Genomic DNA, 17,170 nt, shown 5'->3' with positions numbered 1-17,170 from the left:
CCAACGCGATTCCGCGTTCAATGGACGTGCTCTAGATACAGCTGGAAATGTGGAAGGATTTCCAGTCGCAATTTGAAGCTCCACAACAATAAAGACGCTTATAAGCAATGATCGTTCAATTAAGAACAGAATGTTTGGAGTATATTCAAAAGACAAAGCCAAAGTAGCCGAGAAATAAGAAAAACGAAGCAATAAAAGCCCAAAGAAAAAGTTGCATCAGTGAAATTTATGGTGGGATTTTTATCTACCAATACTGAAAATTTGACCAAAACCAAACGACATTATCTATACCGTTACCGGTTCGCTATGTGATAATATCATCCTGACAAAAAACTCAGAGGTCAATCATCTAACAATGGAGGTCGAATATCCATTGTCTGTCGTGCACGGATTTCCAGTTTAAATTCCATAATCAGAGTAATGCATTTTTACGTCATCAATATATAATTATATAGAAAATCAATAACATTATTATGACGCACGATATTTAGATATTTTTACATTTAATATATTCTTTTGGTATCCCAATGATTAGTGATTTTTTCAAAATGCGAGCTTGTTGCAAAACAAACAACATAGAGACTGTTCATTACAGCATTTCAACCCTCACTCAAGGCGAGACGATGTTTACAAAGGACGTTATTTGGAGAGGAATGAATAGGTTGCGAAGCATGGATGTACGAAACGACGACATACATAGAAGTGCCAACATCGTTCTGTAATAAAGCCAGCGTTCCAGTCCCCCAATGATTGGATATACCTAATAGACGTAGGCGCTGAGCACCCATGCGACCAATCCAATATCAATGGATATTATGATAAACGCGATCAGATAAACGCCCACGTTACGATGCGACGATTTTTGGACAGGCTTTTCCTCTTTGCCAGATTGATCACGTGTCATTAAGACGATACCAACCCCGATTGACGCGCACGAAGTTGTCCTTACTGTCCCGATGCGACGTCGCCGCGCTGGAGCTCAGATACCTTTTCAATGGAGGTAAATGCATTGAAGGCATGTGTTTAGCTAAACATCTTGCGCTGCACGGTTCGTGGCCCCTGTTTTCTGTCCGTACAGTAATCCGGATCATGGGATCGATAAGGTTGTGGCGAAACTCCATCTTCTGATCTCTTCCCTCAACGTCTGATGCTGGGGAGCGCAACATATCAGACATGGAGCAGCCTCAATCGGAGCCTCTTTCGCGGAGGCCAACGGAGAACTGAGGCTTTTGCCGTGACCTGCGGGGCTGTATATCCACCCTCATTCTCCCAGGCTTCCAGATCTCTTTGAGTGGATTGAGACAAGCGTTGGGCGCGAATTGCCAAAAGCATGTCCAGCATCTGGACAGGATCGTGGCGCCCATCGCTGAATATTTCACTAAGGTGTTTAGCGGCTTCAAGGCGGGTTTCTGGTTTTTCGCATCCCTCCAGCGAATAGCCGGAGCGTTGCAGAAAGGCGCGAAGCAAAGGAAAATCTTTAGGACCAAAGTAGGGCAGTTGTGAAGCGGAAGACATCACATGTCTCCCTTCATGGTTGGGGCCGGAGATCGGGGTATATCTCCCAGCGACAGCGCCCGTTTCAATTGCTGCTGATAGTAAACAGTGCGCCTTTTAGCGTTATATAGCAAGAGACATTTATTATTTAATATAAGTGTAAAGAATCTTTTATATAATCATACCGATATGAACATTATTGCTTCTCATAACATTATCGAAATCTTTCAATTTCGCGAATAAATCGTTCAGCATACTGCGCTGTATTAATATCATCTTTTTCGTTTGAACCAGGTATTTGATGGCGTGTGAACACCGCCTTTAGTCGATCAAGAAATTTGGGTTCACTTTCGGCCAAGTGACCGATGAGAACTTGAAGTATTTGCTCGTGTGCAAGAACCTTTCGTTCCAGCGCCGTGATGTCATTAGTCATTGCGTTTACTCCTCGGTAAACAATGGTGCATCGAGCGGGAACGTGAGAACCCACCGCACGAACGCCGCAGAATGTTCGCAAGCTGCGTCCAATCCTTTGATGGAGAGGTCATTTGCGCACGAGCATTTTTGATGTCGCTTCTACTGGCCGTCGTGTCATCATCGTGACGTGGACGCACAGAAACAGTTTCTAATCCAATGACAGGGTCATGATGTTTTTCCATTAGAGCCTCCTAATTCGATTCCCGGTTTACACTACAGGGTTCCTGGCGAGTTCGTTGCTAGCGCTTCATTGGGTTGGCCACCCTGCCTTCTCGATAAGTATGGGGTGAGAATATGCCGGGGTAGCCTTAAACTCATCTAGGATATTAACAGCAGCCGGATCGCTTCTTGATTTCTCGAGACAGTAAGGCGGTAGCGCGAGTGTTACGGAGTCAGTTATGCTGGATGCAATAACGCGCTAAGAAGTGCCGGTGTGACCCAACTGCCAACGGAAAAGCTCATAGTAATTGCCGCTTTGACATCAACTAATGCTCCGCCGAGTGCGGGCCTCAACAATTCAAATCGGTTCATGATGATATCCGATCTTCAACGATCGAACGCACATAATTATGCGTTGGATTTTGAGTATAACACCATTGTCAGCAATTTTGGCGAGAATTATTGCAGGTTCGTAATTCAAAGTTGTAAACAAAAGGAGTCATGCATTTCCGCACTACCCCCAGGGGTTGAATTTGCACTTTGAAGTGGCGCGGCGAGTGCATCCGTACCTACCATGTTCGCGCATGCCCATGTTATTGAGCACTACTGCAATCTAGGCTGCTGCATTCTGGTACTCAGCTCGGTAGAAAGGGCGTTCGGATCTGTTTTGAGATGGTTGCAATCAAGAAACAATCTCCATGCGGCATTTCTGAGAAGCGTTCGAGGGCTTTCAGATTTAAGACCGTAATCGAGCGATACCCTCTCAATATCCAGCCAGCATTGGTGAATATCTGGAGCGCAGCATTGGTTTGCTTGCGCGATGCGTTCGCCAAGCCCCCTAAGCTGTCCTGAGATATCGTTATAGATGCATTATCCGTCCATGCCATTCTGCGAAGAACAGACGCTAAACGACGATCGACATCTTGTTTTTGGAGGTCGTGAATAATTCGCACAAGCATGTCTGTTGCAAAAATTGAAATAGCCGCAAACGCGCGGGTCATCGCTGGCACTTGTGCGGACAGGCGCTCCATCGACCCGGGTAAGAGCAAGAATTCCTGATTGGCAATCAGCGCATCTTAATTGCATGGTCACCGGTTCAAACCCTTTCTAAGCGTGTAATTGCGCCTCTTGATTTGGTCATTTTGTTGATTTCCACTTAGAAGTGAGCCAGATGGGGGCGGACAAGAACTTGGACTATCAGATAGATAGGTCATGTATTTCTACGAAGTCCAGAATAGGCCCGCCATGTTTCGGCGCGCCCCGGCGGATTGCTTTGATGGACTTGTGCCTAACTGACGCTTCCTTGAATAACAGGTCAGTCACCGCCTAGCATGGACTATGATAGGCGGTTCTTTTTAATCTAAGACTCTATTTTTTACGATCTCGGTGTCTTTGATGCGATGTAGGATAGTTGAAGGTTTAGATACGTTAGGCGTCGATTCTAACTTATCTTTCTTAGGCTTCCGAATTTATCGGTTACTGCGCATTGTTCCTCTTGACATCATGTCGCTTTCCATAACGCGTGTTAAGGTTCGTCGTCTGATCAATTCAAGTTATTGGTTCAAATACGATTGTTTTGGTGCTCTCGGTTTGCGGAAGCAGCATATGTTTCGGTCGATGCATTAAAACGTATGGATTACATCAACTATCAGCCCAGCCATGAAATCCTTCAGGACTGTCGTGGGGCGCTTGCGAAGAGGGTCGGATAGAGGTCTCACGTTCTCAGTTGCGTATTTCGCGTTGGTAAGAATTCTATTGAGAATGCGAGTGCGATCCGGCTGAAAGACTAAAATGTTGTTGTCGGAAGATATAACGCCCTCCTTTGTTGCGGGCCTGTCATTCTAAGTCTGAGCAACAGAGCCCGTTTCAATTGCTGTTGCGATAACCATCACGCGGCTTATGCTCCAGTAAAACAATTTAAGGCTGCATTAAGGCTGAGCCTGTTGCTTCTGGTTAATTTAGCCTCGCTCACGCGGGCCTTTGATCTGAAGTCTAATCTTCGGATGGCGGCTTTGAATAGCTGTTGAGGAAATAAGACCCTCTATCTACTCGGATGAAAAGCGCCACTTCTATCGGTAAGTTGTAATCACTGTTATAGGCGAGAAAGCCGAAATAATCGGTGTAATTCCAATTTGGTATAATTCGACGTAAATCCCGAGCCGTAAATGGCTCTACAAGGGTTCCATCAACGTGCACGGCAGTAAGAACGAGCTTATAAGCGTTCTGGGCCGAGATTTTCATTTACCAAGTTTACAGGGAACCTGAAAACTAGCAAGCTAGTATTTGACCTTAGCCGAATCGTGGGCTCCCTATCTGTAAGTGAAAACAGCCGCCACCTTAGCATGTCGGCGTTAAACGTCGAAAGCATTGGGATTAAAGTTTATATCTTGAACTTTAAGATGCGCCGCCTTCATCGCGCTATCGATCAACAGCTTGATCCATTGCTTTATGGTTCTTGATGAACTGGTCTAACGCAATTCTTAGACGATCTTCGTGATAAGTGCCTTCTAGAAGTTGCCGTGCGAAATAGCGTGTGGCTGCCGTGCGTAAATCCTGCGTATCGTTTGGCAACCGGGCTTTCCGAAGGATTTTCGAAATCAATCCATTATCGGTAGCGTCTAGGTAGGTGGAAGACATTACGTCCTCTCTGGTTGAGGGCTAGGCCGTCTTGACTTGAACGACAGCGCCCGCTCCAAATGCTGCCGTGATAATCACTGTGCGCTTTAATCCACACATAAGCAAATAAGGCAGTTGCATCTACGTGTGGCTTGTTCGTTTAGCGATAAGGAAGGCCGCAACCGTCTACCTCGAATTATCATCCAGCCGCGTTAGTCAAGCGTTTGAAGTTACTTCTTTTGTTTCTCAGTATCTTTGATTGGAGTGGTGAAACCGCCACCTTTCTTGCTTAAAAAAACTGAGTGTTCCAAACCTGCACAGATATTTGTTCAGGTCATTTTAGTCTGGTTTCAGTCCATAACCAATGTTTTGCCTGATTTTGAGACGGGTTTTCATTATGGGTAGAACTCAACCCAACCAAAGACGGAAATAGATTATGGATCCAATTGGATAGCTGCGATGGGGATGATCAGCATTAACACAAACTCGGTCTAATTCAGTCTGAATTCAACATGCAGATAATTTGGTGGAATGCATGGCAGACACGCGAGCAGTTAACTGATGCGCTTTTCAAATATATTAAGAGCTTTAATTCGTTTGGCAGAGATCATACTATACTTCGACAAATATCAGCTGCTGAACTGGAACAAAGAACCATCCAAACGAGATTGTGAGGCGATATAAAATGGCACAAGTTCAACTGTGAGCTGCGCCTATATCACCAAAACAATGGGTTGCTAAAGGAGGGATATAGGTTCATGGTAGTAATTCCAGCAGCCATTTTACGGGCGCTACTGTTTGAGGGTTGATTACCCTGGCCCCAAGCGAGGAGGACGCCATGTCTTCCCTATTCTATTATTCGAAGACACCCAAATACGCCACCATTGCCAATTACTTGTTATTTGCAGCGAGCCTCGCCATGATTGGGTACATCATGGCCGAGGGGTGGTTTTGATAGGCAAAAGCACGTAAGGCTGAGAGGTGGTGTTCAAGATGACCGCAAGAACCACGGAAACCGAAGTCACGTTCAAATATCCATTTCGTCTGAAGTCCTGTTCGGAGCCATTGGGAGCGGGCACGTATCGCCTGGTGGTGGACGAGGAGTTGATAGAAAGCTTGAGCTTCACGGCGTATCGTAAAGTTGCGACGCATCTTGAGCTTCCCGCTGTCTCGGTCGCATCGATCCACCGTCGGTTCCTTCAGGTCTCATCAATGGAGATCGAAGATGCGATGGAACGTGACACAGCTAAAATCGGCGCTGGCACCAGTGACATCGCCTGATCTAGAAATTGATTTTCCAATACTTTGTTCAATACCTTCGTCGTTAGTCGAAGATTGCTTCAGCACGTTGCCTTGTTGTACATACCGCTTTGAAGAAAATAGACCGGTCAGAAGACGAGAGTTGTACTTTCTTTAAAGCGGTATTTACTACGACATTGGCAGTCACGGCCACGTGTATACCGCTGCATCTTTCTGTCACTGAAGGTGTCCGTGCCATGAAGGGTCGTGGCTAGCATTGCACGAAAAGCGGCAATTGAACCGATGAAGTTATGCTTCAAACGTGGACGGTGGTTTTCCTGCACGATTATTGAGAGGATATGATCTGATCGCTAGTGTGCATAGGTCCGGCCTCTTGTCGCGTCCGCACAAGAACGCTGGCCAGCTGGCTTCGGCGACGCTCGCTCCGATCAGTATATCGGTCTGTAACGACTACTGAAGTATTCAGAGTGCTTTTCGGGTATTGCCATTTGCGGACAGCCACTGACTTGCAAGTGTTTTCTTTATGTCGTTTGTCTTTATTATTAGCGGCCATGTGTCCCGCCTGTCTGTGCGTTAGCCGTAAGGACGATGGAGGTGACGTTGCTGAAAGCGCGTTGGTGTTTCATTGACTTTTATTATGCGCACGCCAATATTTGAACCTTGATACCACACCGGAGCGCGGCCTTCGTCACCGACGAATTAACCGTCTCTGGTTTCAGGCAGAGTAGGATTGGTATCGACCGTATGGTGAAAGTCGGATCTATTGGCGCCGGAGCCGCCGGCATAAGTGGTCGATGAATCAAATAAACTCCGAACGCAGCGACGGGTTGCTGACCTATGTGCTTGCCTCGGGTTCGCCGGACCATTACATGAACGCGACGGTTTATCATGAGGGGTTGACCTTGGGACAGGCTTTTCGGAATGGGCGAAAATACCACGGCATTGAACTGCCGCTCGGTATGGATCATAGTGGTACGCTATTCATCGCGCATTATTCATTCTGTGGCCTCGATTGCTGGGGCTGACGTCGAGCCATTGCCCACGAGGCGCTTGGCAAGGATATCGGCGTGATCACGCCGAGCGCGGCGCTTTCCAGCTTTCCTTATGCAGCGGACGAGACGATGCGCGCATTGCGACATTTCCTGACCAGACCGAAGCATCGCATCTTAGGACGGTTCGGTTTCGTCGATGCTTTCTCTGAAAGCCGCAACTGGTATGTCCGGACCTATCTGGGGATCAATCATGGACCGATCACCATCATGATCGATAATTTCCGCAACGGACTGCTTTGGTATCTGTTCATGAGCGCCTGTGAGGTGCGAACGGGTCTTTTCAGGCTGGGTTTTGATACTCCTCGTCTCTCAGAAGGCGGTAGCAAAGCGTTTAGGCTGCCGGCCCGACGCTCACCGTAACATCCATGGCGACAAAATCCTCCACATTGCCGATATAGCCGCCGACGACAGGCATTATCTGGCGATTGCTGCGGGCGACCGCCACCGGAATGAGGCTTGCCCCGCCGAGACGGCGATGGGTCGGATCGAAAGCGATCCATCCGGCACCGGGCAGATAAACCTCCGCCCAGGCATGGGTCGAACCGGGATTATCGGCATGAATTTGCGGATCAAAGAGATAGCCCGACACGGCGCGGGCGCCAAAACCGAGATGGCGAACCGCCGCGATGAACAGCGCGGCAATGTCCCGACACGAGCCGTTGGCCAATGCCAGCGTGTCCAGCGGTGTTTGTGTCCCTTCGTCGTCGCGGATGCGATACTTTACGGACCCAAGGATGCAGGCGTTGATATCCTTCAGTAGCGAGAGCGTGTCTGTCGGCACACCTTGGACGAAGGCTCGCGCCCATTTCTCCATTTTTCTGGCTGGATCGGCGTGTTCTGGAATACGGAATGCACCCAGATCGGCCATATCGTCGGCGGAGTACTGGAACGGGAACGAATGAGCCTCCGGCGCGATCTGGAATATTGGCCATTCTATAGCCTGCTGCTCAATGATCAAATGACTTGCGATGATGAGTTCGTCGGTCGGCCTAGTGAACCGGGCGGTGGCGATCAGGTTGCCGAACACATCTTGCGTCCAGTGGATTTCCGCAAGCGGAGCCAAGATCAGCGAACTCGCCGATACGGTGATGTCGTGACTGCTGCGCGGGCGCAACATCATACGATGCTGTTGGAGCACGACAGGACGCGCATAACTGTAGGTCGTGGTGTGGTGGACGCTCAGCTTCATCCGGCTCACCGACCGATAGACAAAAACGTAATCATAATGGATGATGCTCTCATATTAAATCCTCAGGGCTATACTGGTCGTAAGCGTTCAGCTTTAGCCATATCTGTCTGTAGAGAACCGATCGTGATTCGGAAGTACACAGGGCATGGCGTCTGTGATCCCATGGCTGTTACATCGTATAGGAAAGAACCGGCTTCTATCGGGAAGGATGCTTTCTTCAAGGATCACGATGCCGGAAGCGACAATCAGCCTGACTGGTGGTCGCATGTCGCGGATGTAATGGGATAGCTTAATTTTATCCATGGCTGCCCACATCTCAATTTCGGTTAACACCAGATCGAGGTCAATTCTCGACTCCAGAATGCCAATGACCTTATCGGCATCGCTGGCCTCAAGTTCCTCGTAGCCCGCATTGCCAATAAACATCTATTTTCCTAATTCTACATGTGGGCAGGGAGTATATCGCCGCAAGGATATAGCGTTTGAAAAGGAGATAAGTTCCTAGGAGAGTGCCGGAATATTAGCGTTGGGATTGCCCGCGTTTCGCTTCACGTAGCCATGCCGATACGGTTGTCCGTGACGGAGAGTGTCCTGTCCACTTCTTGTGATCCGTAAGCGGATATCGATCACGAGCGCGCTGATTAGGAAAGACATGTTTGAGGGTCTTGATTACCAGTTCTGCCACGATAAGTTACAAACTGATAAAAAATTGTCTTCACGGCGCTATCATCGTCCACCACTAACATGGAGAGGCGGTTCGGATGGGCGTTGTTGCAGGGATCACGGATGAGCTGATATGCTGGGCCAGTTTACCTTCTCAGGACACAGTTGATGCCGCATAAGTTTAATGCCAAGCGACGCGACAAGATACCCAAACAGAAGTTCAAGGTAACAAACTGGCCAGTCTATAATAAAAGCCTGCGTCGCCGTGGTGATTTGACCATATCGGCGAGTGAGGCGGCGTTATGTTTGTGGTTTGCGGCACGCAGGAAATCTCGAGGTGGCCAGCCCAAATACTCGGATCTGGCAATTACACTGTGCTTGACCTTGCGCGTTGTCTATCAACTACCACTGCGCCAGACCCAAGGTCTGATGCGCTCTGTCGCGCGGCTGATGGGGATTGATATTGCTGTGCCGGATTTTTCCACTTTGTCACGCCGTGGCAAAGGATTGGTATTGTCTTCCGCAAACCATCACTCCACAAACAGGGAGCCGGTTCATTTGGTGGTCGACAGTACAGGATTAAAGATCTTCGGTGCGGGCGAATGGCTGGAAAACAAGTACAAAGTCAGAGTTAAACGCAAAAAGTGGCGTAAACTTCATCTCGGCCTTGATCTCGCCAGCGGCATGATTATCTGCTCCGATCTGACGACAGATGATGTTGGCGACCCGACAGCTTTGCCCGGCCTTCTGGACCAAGTGGATGACCCCGTTGATACGTTCATTGCCGATGGTGCTTATGATGGAGCGCCAACCCATAATCTTCTGGTGGCACGCTTTGGGGCAAAAGTGAACATCGTTATTCCTCCTCCTAAAACAGCAGTTTCAAGCCCGCAAGCCGCGCTCAATCCCTCAGTCCGAAATCGTCATATAGCCCAGATTAAGACCAAAGGTCGGACCGCCTGGCAGCAATCATCCGGCTACAATCGGCGCAGCCGTGGTGAGACACAAATGGATCGATGGAAGACCGTGATCGGCCAAAAACTCCAAGCGAGGAATTTCGATAACCAGAAAACAGAGGCAAAGATCGGCGTCCGTGTTCTCAACCGGATGACTGAACTTGATCGTCCAGAGTTCCAACGCATCGCATAAATATTCCCTGGGTAGGGTTCACTCGCCTGTTTTCTGATCCATGCAACAAGGCCTTAAAAATGTACCACCAGTCCAAGTATCGGCCCTTTTTGAACCACATCATAAACGAAACCATCGTGACTATAATCGACACCGAGTGCACGGTAGCCTGCAACGGCAGATAGATTTTCCTTGAACTGGTATCCGAATGTTCCGGCAACATCCCAATCCATTTTGGCCTGCCCCCCACCCACAACACCCCAACCACTGAAGTAAAAGTCATTCGTCAGAAAGTACTTACCGCGCATTCCAGCCACAGCATCAACCCATGCAGCGCTGTCGCGCCCGCTGTGCCCGTCGAATAATCCACCATCGAAAGAGATTTCCGTACTCGCGTACCAGACGCGCGCGCCTGCAACCATATCAAGACGGCTTTTACCCTCTTGGAGAAGGCTGTAGCCTCCACCAAAAAAGCCGGAAAACGTCTCAGATTTTATATCAACACTGTTGCTCAACACCCCGTAAGGGGTCCGACCGCCTGCAGAAATTTTTGTATAGATGATATCAGTGAGCAGGCTATAGCTCTCATAATGCCCTTCAATGACACCCATGAACGAGAAGTCGAGTTCTTTGAAGAGGCTTCCGAAGTCAGAATTCATTTTTACGGGCGGCAGCCCAAATTGACCTGCTGTGCCGCTGACGCCTGCAGCCCAGAAGTAAGGACTTGCACTAAACCGCCACCCGTCCGGTTCGACTTCTTGCCCTGCAGTCTGAGACACGGCAGGCTCCACCGGAACATCGGCAGCAATGGCCATATACTGACTACCAATCAATGCAGTCAGCGAAATCACGAAAAGTCTAAAGTGATGCATTGTCCCCCCGAAACTTTGCCTCGGTGATTAGTTGAGGAATGGGTTATCATTGAGTTTGCTGGGACAGCACCTCATCCTCAACAGCACAATCAACAGTTGGACTGTTCGCTGTTTCCAATTCTTTGCGCGCGGCCTGCATATCAGCAAGGAATTCGGGACTGCTGTGTAATTTAGCAACTGTTGCAGCCCCCATAATGCGCCCGGCATCTACATCGCTTTGCCAGTGAGCGTTACAGATCACCCTGCTTTGTCCAAACGATAAGCCGCGCTTGAACAATTCATCCGCGCGCTTTGGATTGACTTCGGCCAATGTGAGCGCCCATGCCCATCCCGCAGCCGTATGCCCCGACGGGTAGGAACCGTCTTGACGCAACACATCTTCTTCGTCTGGCTGACATGTACCTTCGTTGTGCACGACGAAAGGTCGAGTTCTATTATATTTGTTCTTGATGCCATAGGTCGAAAGACCCGCATCAGTAAGAACTCGTTGCATCAAATTATAGAGATGCGGTGTCTTCTCCTCACTAATATCCACTCCCATAGCACATGAGAAATTCTTCGCAGGCTGGGGAAATTGCAAATCAGCATCTGTCCGTGCCTGATCCCAGCGCGCATTTCCGCGTAGTGCGATAGTAGCCTCTCTTGCTGCCTCATCACGTGCCAGTGCAGCACTTCCCTCAGCTGGAGGCGAACCCAGCAAAACAAGACTGTTGGGAAGCTCACTCGACTGCAGATAGCCTGGCGTGAGGTGAAAATGCGGGTCCGTTACTTTTGGGCCAGCGTCATTTTCTGCGATGGCGGAACTCACAGCTTGGCCAGCGAATACGACAGCGGTGAGCAAGGCCATTCGGCCGACCTTCCACAACATTCAAGTGCTCCTAGTTTTATAGTTTCAAGCTGCTCGTAAGCGGATGTCCGTCATAGTTATGTAGATAACGGACACTCCGCGTTTCGCCAGGCGTCGTTTTAGCTGTAAACTTAGCCTTGCCGATGTGAATTAGTTTTGGCGCGGTTCGGCTTCTGGAAATTTCCATTCGCCACTAACAACATTTTGATCTGGCCGATAAAGCCTTACAGTGTAGTTCCAGCCCTCAACAACGGGTAGGCAATTTGGTTTTTTTCCATCACAACCACCAAATTGCGCAGTAACCGATCCGTCCGCATTTTTTGTCGCCGTAAGGTTGTTGATCGAATAGGCATTGTAGTCGTTTTTCTCAAAGAAGCCTTTGGCGTTGTAAACGCTGATCGACCAGAAAGCCTTCACCGGCACGGTCTTTGGCACATTGAGAGTATAGACGGTTTTTCCGTCATTTTTCTCAGGCGTAAAACTTGGATACATTGCGTCTTTTTCTGGAATGCCGCCCCATCCGGAAGCTGTACCAATTAGATGACGGATCGGATCGACCGCACTGCGGGTTCCAAAGGAACCGTTATACGACGTTTGATGTTTTGCTAACGCAAGCAGAGCATTTCGGATTTCTGTCAGGCTCTCGTCATCCCAGTTTGGGATATCGAGCTGGCCCGGCTCCTTCTGGCTGACCTTAATGGCATCCTGGAGTTTATGGACTTCATCAAGATCTTTTGGATCGTTGGGGTCCACCAGTGTGCGGACAGCCACAAAAGCATATCTCGTACCAACGAATTTCTGTGTTAGCGTAACCGGCTTCGTACCATAGGCGACAATTGGCAGGTAGTGATCCTGATCAACGACCATCATCGACATATAGCGCTTGCCCGTCTCAGGTAGAGAGATCGTTACTGGTCCTGCCGCCAGATCAAACACAGCGAACGAATAGAGGGTGTCGCGGTTCATGCGGATAACAGTCTGCTTATCAATCGCCACGGGCTCGCGAGCATGCTTAAACTGGCCCAGCTGGCCTATGTCCTTCACATTGGCCGCAAGGTAATGGTCGGTCTCAGCACGAACGAAACTGTCAACGGTGACCGGCGCTGTGCTACCCAATGTCTCGGCATATGCTCCACCGGACCATGCAACCGAGGCAACTACGAGACTGATCCCAACCGAACGGAACATGGAATACCTCTTCATACAATCATAATAACGATGACGGCGTCCCTTCGCAGAATGCGGCAGGGATCAATCCAGAACGGTCTGCAAATCACTATTTGATCAGCTGACTGAACTCTATCCAGATCGCTTCTAACACTCGCGAACTGCCAGTCTTGCCATTTTGTGACATTTCCATCCGACCTCGTCATTTCGCTATTCAGGAAACATGAATGTCAGGGTCGTGCGCAGTCCCCACTCTGGCGTACCGGCAGGACCATCAGCATAATAACGCCCACCTACCTGAAGGCTCATGGCCTGATCGTTCACCTTGAAAACCTGCGTAGCGCCTAAATTAATTGGAACTGTCCAATGCTCCGCTTGCCAGTCGTAGGTTGAATCCACGCTGAGCGACGTCGATCTTCCCTGGCCGAAATTATAGGAAACAAACGGCTGCAACAGGCTGGCACTCACGTCTTGCCTGCCCGAAGGGCCCGCGACAGACCAAATATGATTACCTAACGCACCGACGGTCCACGCTTTTTCCTGAATAAGTGCTACCGCTGTAGGGCCAAGACCAAATTTCCCGCTACCTAAATAATCGTCGGTCGCCGTAGGAAGAAGAAAAACCGGCCCGACGCCCCATATCAAGCCGCCAGGCCCCGCTTTCTTCGGGGACAAGAAAAAGCTGGCATTTATATCGCCTAAGCCTGAAACGCTGCCACCAGGCATATAATCCCGATAAGCGATTGGTATAATTGTGCGCGAAATAACGTTCCAATCGTCGTTTAAGCTGAATGGAATAACAGGCTGAATGTTGAGACTGTAGGCAAAACCGTCTTTGTTAGACCCAGCCTTAAAGTCGAAGTTATTTTGAAAAGGAACGCTAATGAGACTGGCCAGAGGATTTGCTAATTGTTGTGAAAGATCATCAGCCGACGATTGGGACCACGCCGCGCCAGTATTAAATGCAATAAAGCCCGCGATCGTAATAATCATGGTGCCGCATTGCTTGCACCAACTGAACAGTCCATTTATGCCCTGCATCTTTCCCCCTTTAAACAAACGCTGAATATGCCCTGTATTCGTAAGATGATGCTATGCCGCAGAGCGTGACACGAACCAATGCAAACGACATCTAACCAATCATTGAGGGATTGGCGGACAAGTTGTCTTCAAACGCTTCTAGCAGGGACAGATCATCAGTCTTGCCATTTTGTGCCAACTTTAGTCTGGCGACGGTGCTTCAGGTGAAACACTTATCGCAATCGCGATTGTTCACGAAATTGGCGGGGGGTTACACCGGAAATACGGCGAAATGCTCGCGTGAAGTGGGCTGGGTCAGAATAGCCAGACGCAAATGCGATATCGATGATCTTGGAATCGGATTCACGTAATAAGTTGCTTGAGCGCTCAAATCTCACAGCATCCAAAATATCTGAATACACAAAATCAACATTTGCGAGTTTCCGCTGGAAGGTACGCGCACTGACGCCTGCCATCTCGGCGATCTCAGCAAGCGTGGGAACACCTCCGTCAAGATAAGATGGCAACATCAGTTTGAGAAGTTCCACGATATCATAGCCCGAGGGGCCATCCTCCTGATCCTGCACTGGATGAAATGATCCAGCTAAACGGTTGGAGAGACTAAGGCATGAGATAGGTATGCTGATCCATGCCGCGTGCTGTCCAGACATGAAGCGCACATTTGGCCAGAAGGATTGCGTCGCTTCACTCGGCGTATAGTGCGCTTCAAAAGCCATTACTGGCGGTGTCCAGTTGGGACCAGTAAATTGCCGCACAATATAGATCGAGAAAATATTCTGAAGCCATTGTGCATGCTCCAGGTGCTGAAGTTCTTTTGTTATTGCGAGCTTGCTGCAAACCCGGACATGGTCACTATCGCGTTCGATCCACATGCTCAGGATAGTGTCTTCCCTCGAAGCCTCGGTACAGGCATGCCGCAATGCAACAAGCAATGTCGGGGAGTGTGCGATCAGTGCTCTGGTTTTTTCTCTCAGATGAGAAAAATGCAGCCGCTGGCTGGCTAGGAAACCGAAATCGGTAATGCCCTGAGAGCTTTGGGCCGTTTCGATAAACTGGATTGCAGGCAATACCGGAACATAAAGATCGCGCTTTGTTTCGAAAGAAAATGGTAGCCGAGCTTTCTTCAAAAGCGTGCTCGTAGGCGCACCCAGCTCGTCAAGTATACCCACAAATGGAAGAAGAAACTGGCTACGAGTCAGAGGGATGTTGGCCATTGCATCTCTTCTCCATCTCTAGCTGATGTTTTTCTGGCAAAAAAATAGACGAATTACAACGCCCATATTTCCCGACTGAAAAGGGCGACGAGAAACCATCGACAGGTCCCTGTTCTAAGGCGCCACTCACGCTACCTTATCGCAATGCCGACTGTTGGCCGATTTCAGAAAATCACCGATTTGTTCACCTGACCGACATAGTGTGCAAAACCATTGAATGCAGCCTGATTTTGAACCAGTTTTATATTTAATGCTGATCCGACACAGCACATGTATTCTTTTAAATCCTATGTCTATTTCCGTCCTCGCGTGGGTTAACCCAAATAGTAACCTGGCTCAAAATCAGGCTAAACTCAACAGGTTGTTCAGCGGTTGATGAAACAGGAGAAGCTGATCGTTGCCACGCCAAAGTGGCGGCGATATCGCTCTTATCTGGGAGAAATCAGTCCGGCAACCGAGAACCTTATTAGTCGTAACTTCCAGGCCACAGCCCCAAACGAGAAACGGCTGACTGATATCACGGAGTTCCATATTCCGGCTGGCAAGGTGTATCTCTCACCCATCATCGACTGTTTCGATGGTTTGGTTATCAGCTGGTCACTCGGAACGAGACCAGATGCGGCATTGGTCAACACGATGCTCGATGCCGTAATAGAAACTGTCTCAGGTAGAGATGAGCGGCCAATATTACATTCTGATCGCGGTGCACATTATCGCTGGCCGGGTTGACTATCGAGGATCAGTGATGCGAAGCTGGTGCGCTCAATGTCCCGTAAGGCGTGCTCCCCAGATAACGCTGCATGCGAAGGCTTCTTTGGCAGGCTAAAAACAGAGTTCTTTTATCCCAGCGATTGGAAGAACACTCCACTCGAGCAGTTTATCAAGGAAGTTGATGGCTACATTCGGTGGCACAACGAGAAGCGAATCAAAATATCACTTGGCGCTCGAAGCCCAATCGAATATCGAAACAGTCTTAGCATTGTGACGTAGAGTCCAAGTTTTATCCGCTCATACCATTAATTATATAATTATTTTTTGTTTTTTAGCGTTTCTTTTTTCAATGTTGGAAAGTGACCAAGTGATGGATTTTGCTCCATTTCTTTAACAGCAGACTTATCTTTCTTCGGCTTGCGAATTTCACGATTACCGCGCATTTGGCCTTTAGCCATAATTTGAATCCATCTTGTAATCTGACGCTATTTTCAGATAAAAATTGGTGCTCTCGACACATAATAGGGTGCTGGTTCGAGTTACGCTATACCGTAAGCAGCTGCACTTTCCGGCGGGGGCGATTCATAGAGTTGTTTGGAATGCACGACACCCGTCATGAAGTGCTTTAATACTCTTTGTGACTGTTCCCAGAGAGGACCCGGCAATGGCCGCATCCGTAAGGTTTCATAGCCAGCATTTGAAAGCATTATTTTAAGTAAGCGGTTGTTTGCAGGACTAAAATTTACAGTATTAATGATGGAAAACATCTCGTCATCCTTTCAATTTAGGGGAAAGATATGTGTTTATAAAGCAAAAAATCTTATTTAATTATTCTCTACAATTTAATCATGCACTTTATTCGATACAATCACAATGAAGCAATTAAGGTCACTTGAAGGCAGGATCCTTGTTTAAAAGTAAGATTTCTATCCCATATCCTGTAGTTTTATTCGATAGGACGTCTGGTGAGACTGGTCATATAGCCTGCCTGCGACTGCAAAGATCATCTTACGCGATGCGTCGAATGTAGTCAGTAGCGACGCTTGGGTTGTCGCAATTGCGCCCATTCGTTCCGATGCGCTTTTCTCGATCAGAGATGGAACGGAGATCATACCATCATATCCAATGAAGCGCACGCAGGCCTCAAAATCATTAAAGCTCATGCTGGGGTTCGGAAAGTAAGAGTGTCATTGTAAGAATCCTTTTGCTGTAGCGCCACCTTCATCGTTCCAATTGTCGATGGCGCTGCTAGAGCACGTCCATTGAACGCGGAATCGCGTTGA

The 17,170-nt window shown here is 48.5% G+C and carries 17 protein-coding genes and 2 pseudogenes; 5 read left to right on the top strand and 14 right to left on the bottom strand.

The annotated features are described in order from the left end of the window. Positions 1-1,167: 1,167 nt before the first annotated feature. The 4 genes from ACOZHT_RS24190 to ACOZHT_RS24175 all read right to left on the bottom strand — a co-directional run bounded on the left by ACOZHT_RS24190 (position 1,168) and on the right by ACOZHT_RS24175 (position 4,764). The gene (locus tag ACOZHT_RS24190) at positions 1,168-1,515 is read right to left on the bottom strand and encodes a hypothetical protein (RefSeq protein WP_421567081.1); all 348 of its coding nucleotides are present in this window, start codon (positions 1,513-1,515) and stop codon (positions 1,168-1,170) included. Between the two features lie 193 nt (positions 1,516-1,708). Next, positions 1,709-1,927, bottom strand: coding sequence for a hypothetical protein (locus ACOZHT_RS24185; RefSeq protein WP_339514438.1), 219 nt, complete (start codon positions 1,925-1,927; stop codon positions 1,709-1,711). A gap of 835 nt (positions 1,928-2,762) precedes the next feature. After that, entirely contained in the window at positions 2,763-3,128 is a 366-nt protein-coding gene (locus ACOZHT_RS24180) for a helix-turn-helix domain-containing protein (RefSeq protein ID WP_421567079.1), read from the bottom strand. 1,417 nt (positions 3,129-4,545) lie between these two features. Further along, the gene (locus tag ACOZHT_RS24175) at positions 4,546-4,764 is read right to left on the bottom strand and encodes a hypothetical protein (RefSeq protein WP_339514434.1); all 219 of its coding nucleotides are present in this window, start codon (positions 4,762-4,764) and stop codon (positions 4,546-4,548) included. Positions 4,765-5,736: 972 nt separating this feature from the next. On the opposite strand from ACOZHT_RS24175, the gene ACOZHT_RS24170 reads away from it, so the two are divergent. From ACOZHT_RS24170 to ACOZHT_RS24160, 3 genes are all read left to right on the top strand, one after another. Then, the gene (locus ACOZHT_RS24170) at positions 5,737-6,024 is read left to right on the top strand and encodes a hypothetical protein (protein ID WP_339514432.1); all 288 of its coding nucleotides are present in this window, start codon (positions 5,737-5,739) and stop codon (positions 6,022-6,024) included. A 773-nt stretch (positions 6,025-6,797) separates the two neighbouring features. Next, the gene (locus ACOZHT_RS24165; protein ID WP_339514430.1) at positions 6,798-7,028 is read left to right on the top strand and encodes a glucoamylase family protein; all 231 of its coding nucleotides are present in this window, start codon (positions 6,798-6,800) and stop codon (positions 7,026-7,028) included. A 42-nt stretch (positions 7,029-7,070) separates the two neighbouring features. After that, a complete protein-coding gene (locus ACOZHT_RS24160; protein ID WP_339514428.1) occupies positions 7,071-7,415 on the top strand; it encodes a glucoamylase family protein in 345 nt (114 codons plus the stop codon). Here ACOZHT_RS24160 and ACOZHT_RS24155 read toward each other — a convergent pair. Both ACOZHT_RS24155 and ACOZHT_RS24150 read right to left on the bottom strand, forming a co-directional pair. Next, on the bottom strand, positions 7,387-8,244 hold the full coding sequence (locus tag ACOZHT_RS24155) for a transglutaminase family protein (protein WP_421567076.1): 858 nt from the start codon (positions 8,242-8,244) through the stop codon (positions 7,387-7,389). The two genes, ACOZHT_RS24160 and ACOZHT_RS24155, sit on opposite strands and share 29 nt — an antisense overlap. 93 nt (positions 8,245-8,337) lie before the next feature. Further along, the gene (locus tag ACOZHT_RS24150) at positions 8,338-8,670 is read right to left on the bottom strand and encodes a response regulator (protein WP_339514424.1); all 333 of its coding nucleotides are present in this window, start codon (positions 8,668-8,670) and stop codon (positions 8,338-8,340) included. Between the two features lie 405 nt (positions 8,671-9,075). Between ACOZHT_RS24150 and ACOZHT_RS24145 the strand changes: the two genes are divergently transcribed. Next, complete coding sequence (locus ACOZHT_RS24145) at positions 9,076-10,056, top strand: IS5 family transposase (RefSeq protein ID WP_339514422.1); 981 nt, start codon at positions 9,076-9,078, stop codon at positions 10,054-10,056. 53 nt (positions 10,057-10,109) lie between these two features. On the opposite strand, the gene ACOZHT_RS24140 is transcribed toward ACOZHT_RS24145, so the two are convergent. From ACOZHT_RS24140 to ACOZHT_RS24120, 5 genes are all read right to left on the bottom strand, one after another. Continuing rightward, on the bottom strand, positions 10,110-10,907 hold the full coding sequence (locus ACOZHT_RS24140) for a hypothetical protein (protein ID WP_339514420.1): 798 nt from the start codon (positions 10,905-10,907) through the stop codon (positions 10,110-10,112). A 46-nt stretch (positions 10,908-10,953) separates the two neighbouring features. Then, complete coding sequence (locus ACOZHT_RS24135; RefSeq protein ID WP_339514418.1) at positions 10,954-11,775, bottom strand: phosphatase PAP2 family protein; 822 nt, start codon at positions 11,773-11,775, stop codon at positions 10,954-10,956. Positions 11,776-11,904: 129 nt separating this feature from the next. Further along, positions 11,905-12,942 (bottom strand): DUF1254 domain-containing protein, encoded by a 1,038-nt coding sequence (locus ACOZHT_RS24130; RefSeq protein WP_339514416.1) that lies wholly within the window; start codon positions 12,940-12,942, stop codon positions 11,905-11,907. Positions 12,943-13,131: 189 nt separating this feature from the next. Continuing rightward, entirely contained in the window at positions 13,132-13,962 is an 831-nt protein-coding gene (locus ACOZHT_RS24125) for a transporter (RefSeq protein ID WP_339514414.1), read from the bottom strand. A 212-nt stretch (positions 13,963-14,174) separates the two neighbouring features. Beyond that, on the bottom strand, positions 14,175-15,176 hold the full coding sequence (locus ACOZHT_RS24120; protein ID WP_421567072.1) for a helix-turn-helix transcriptional regulator: 1,002 nt from the start codon (positions 15,174-15,176) through the stop codon (positions 14,175-14,177). 351 nt (positions 15,177-15,527) lie between these two features. Between ACOZHT_RS24120 and ACOZHT_RS24115 the strand changes: the two are divergent. After that, positions 15,528-16,166: pseudogene (locus tag ACOZHT_RS24115) on the top strand (IS3 family transposase); the annotation flags it as partial. 38 nt (positions 16,167-16,204) lie between these two features. Here the strand turns inward: ACOZHT_RS24115 and ACOZHT_RS24110 are convergent. The 3 genes and pseudogenes from ACOZHT_RS24110 to ACOZHT_RS24100 all read right to left on the bottom strand — a co-directional run. Further along, on the bottom strand, positions 16,205-16,345 hold the full coding sequence (locus ACOZHT_RS24110) for a hypothetical protein (protein ID WP_339514410.1): 141 nt from the start codon (positions 16,343-16,345) through the stop codon (positions 16,205-16,207). Between the two features lie 81 nt (positions 16,346-16,426). Continuing rightward, the gene (locus ACOZHT_RS24105) at positions 16,427-16,654 is read right to left on the bottom strand and encodes a hypothetical protein (RefSeq protein WP_339514408.1); all 228 of its coding nucleotides are present in this window, start codon (positions 16,652-16,654) and stop codon (positions 16,427-16,429) included. Positions 16,655-16,813: 159 nt separating this feature from the next. Then, positions 16,814-17,053: pseudogene (locus tag ACOZHT_RS24100) on the bottom strand (DUF1488 family protein); the annotation flags it as partial. Positions 17,054-17,170 lie beyond the last annotated feature (117 nt).

Origin of the sequence: Ochrobactrum sp. EDr1-4 (genome assembly GCF_049199085.1) — a bacterium.
Classification (GTDB): Bacteria; Pseudomonadota; Alphaproteobacteria; order Rhizobiales; family Rhizobiaceae; genus Brucella.
The sequence above is the reverse complement of the archived record's forward strand: the minus strand, read 5'-3'. Positions and strand labels throughout refer to the sequence as shown.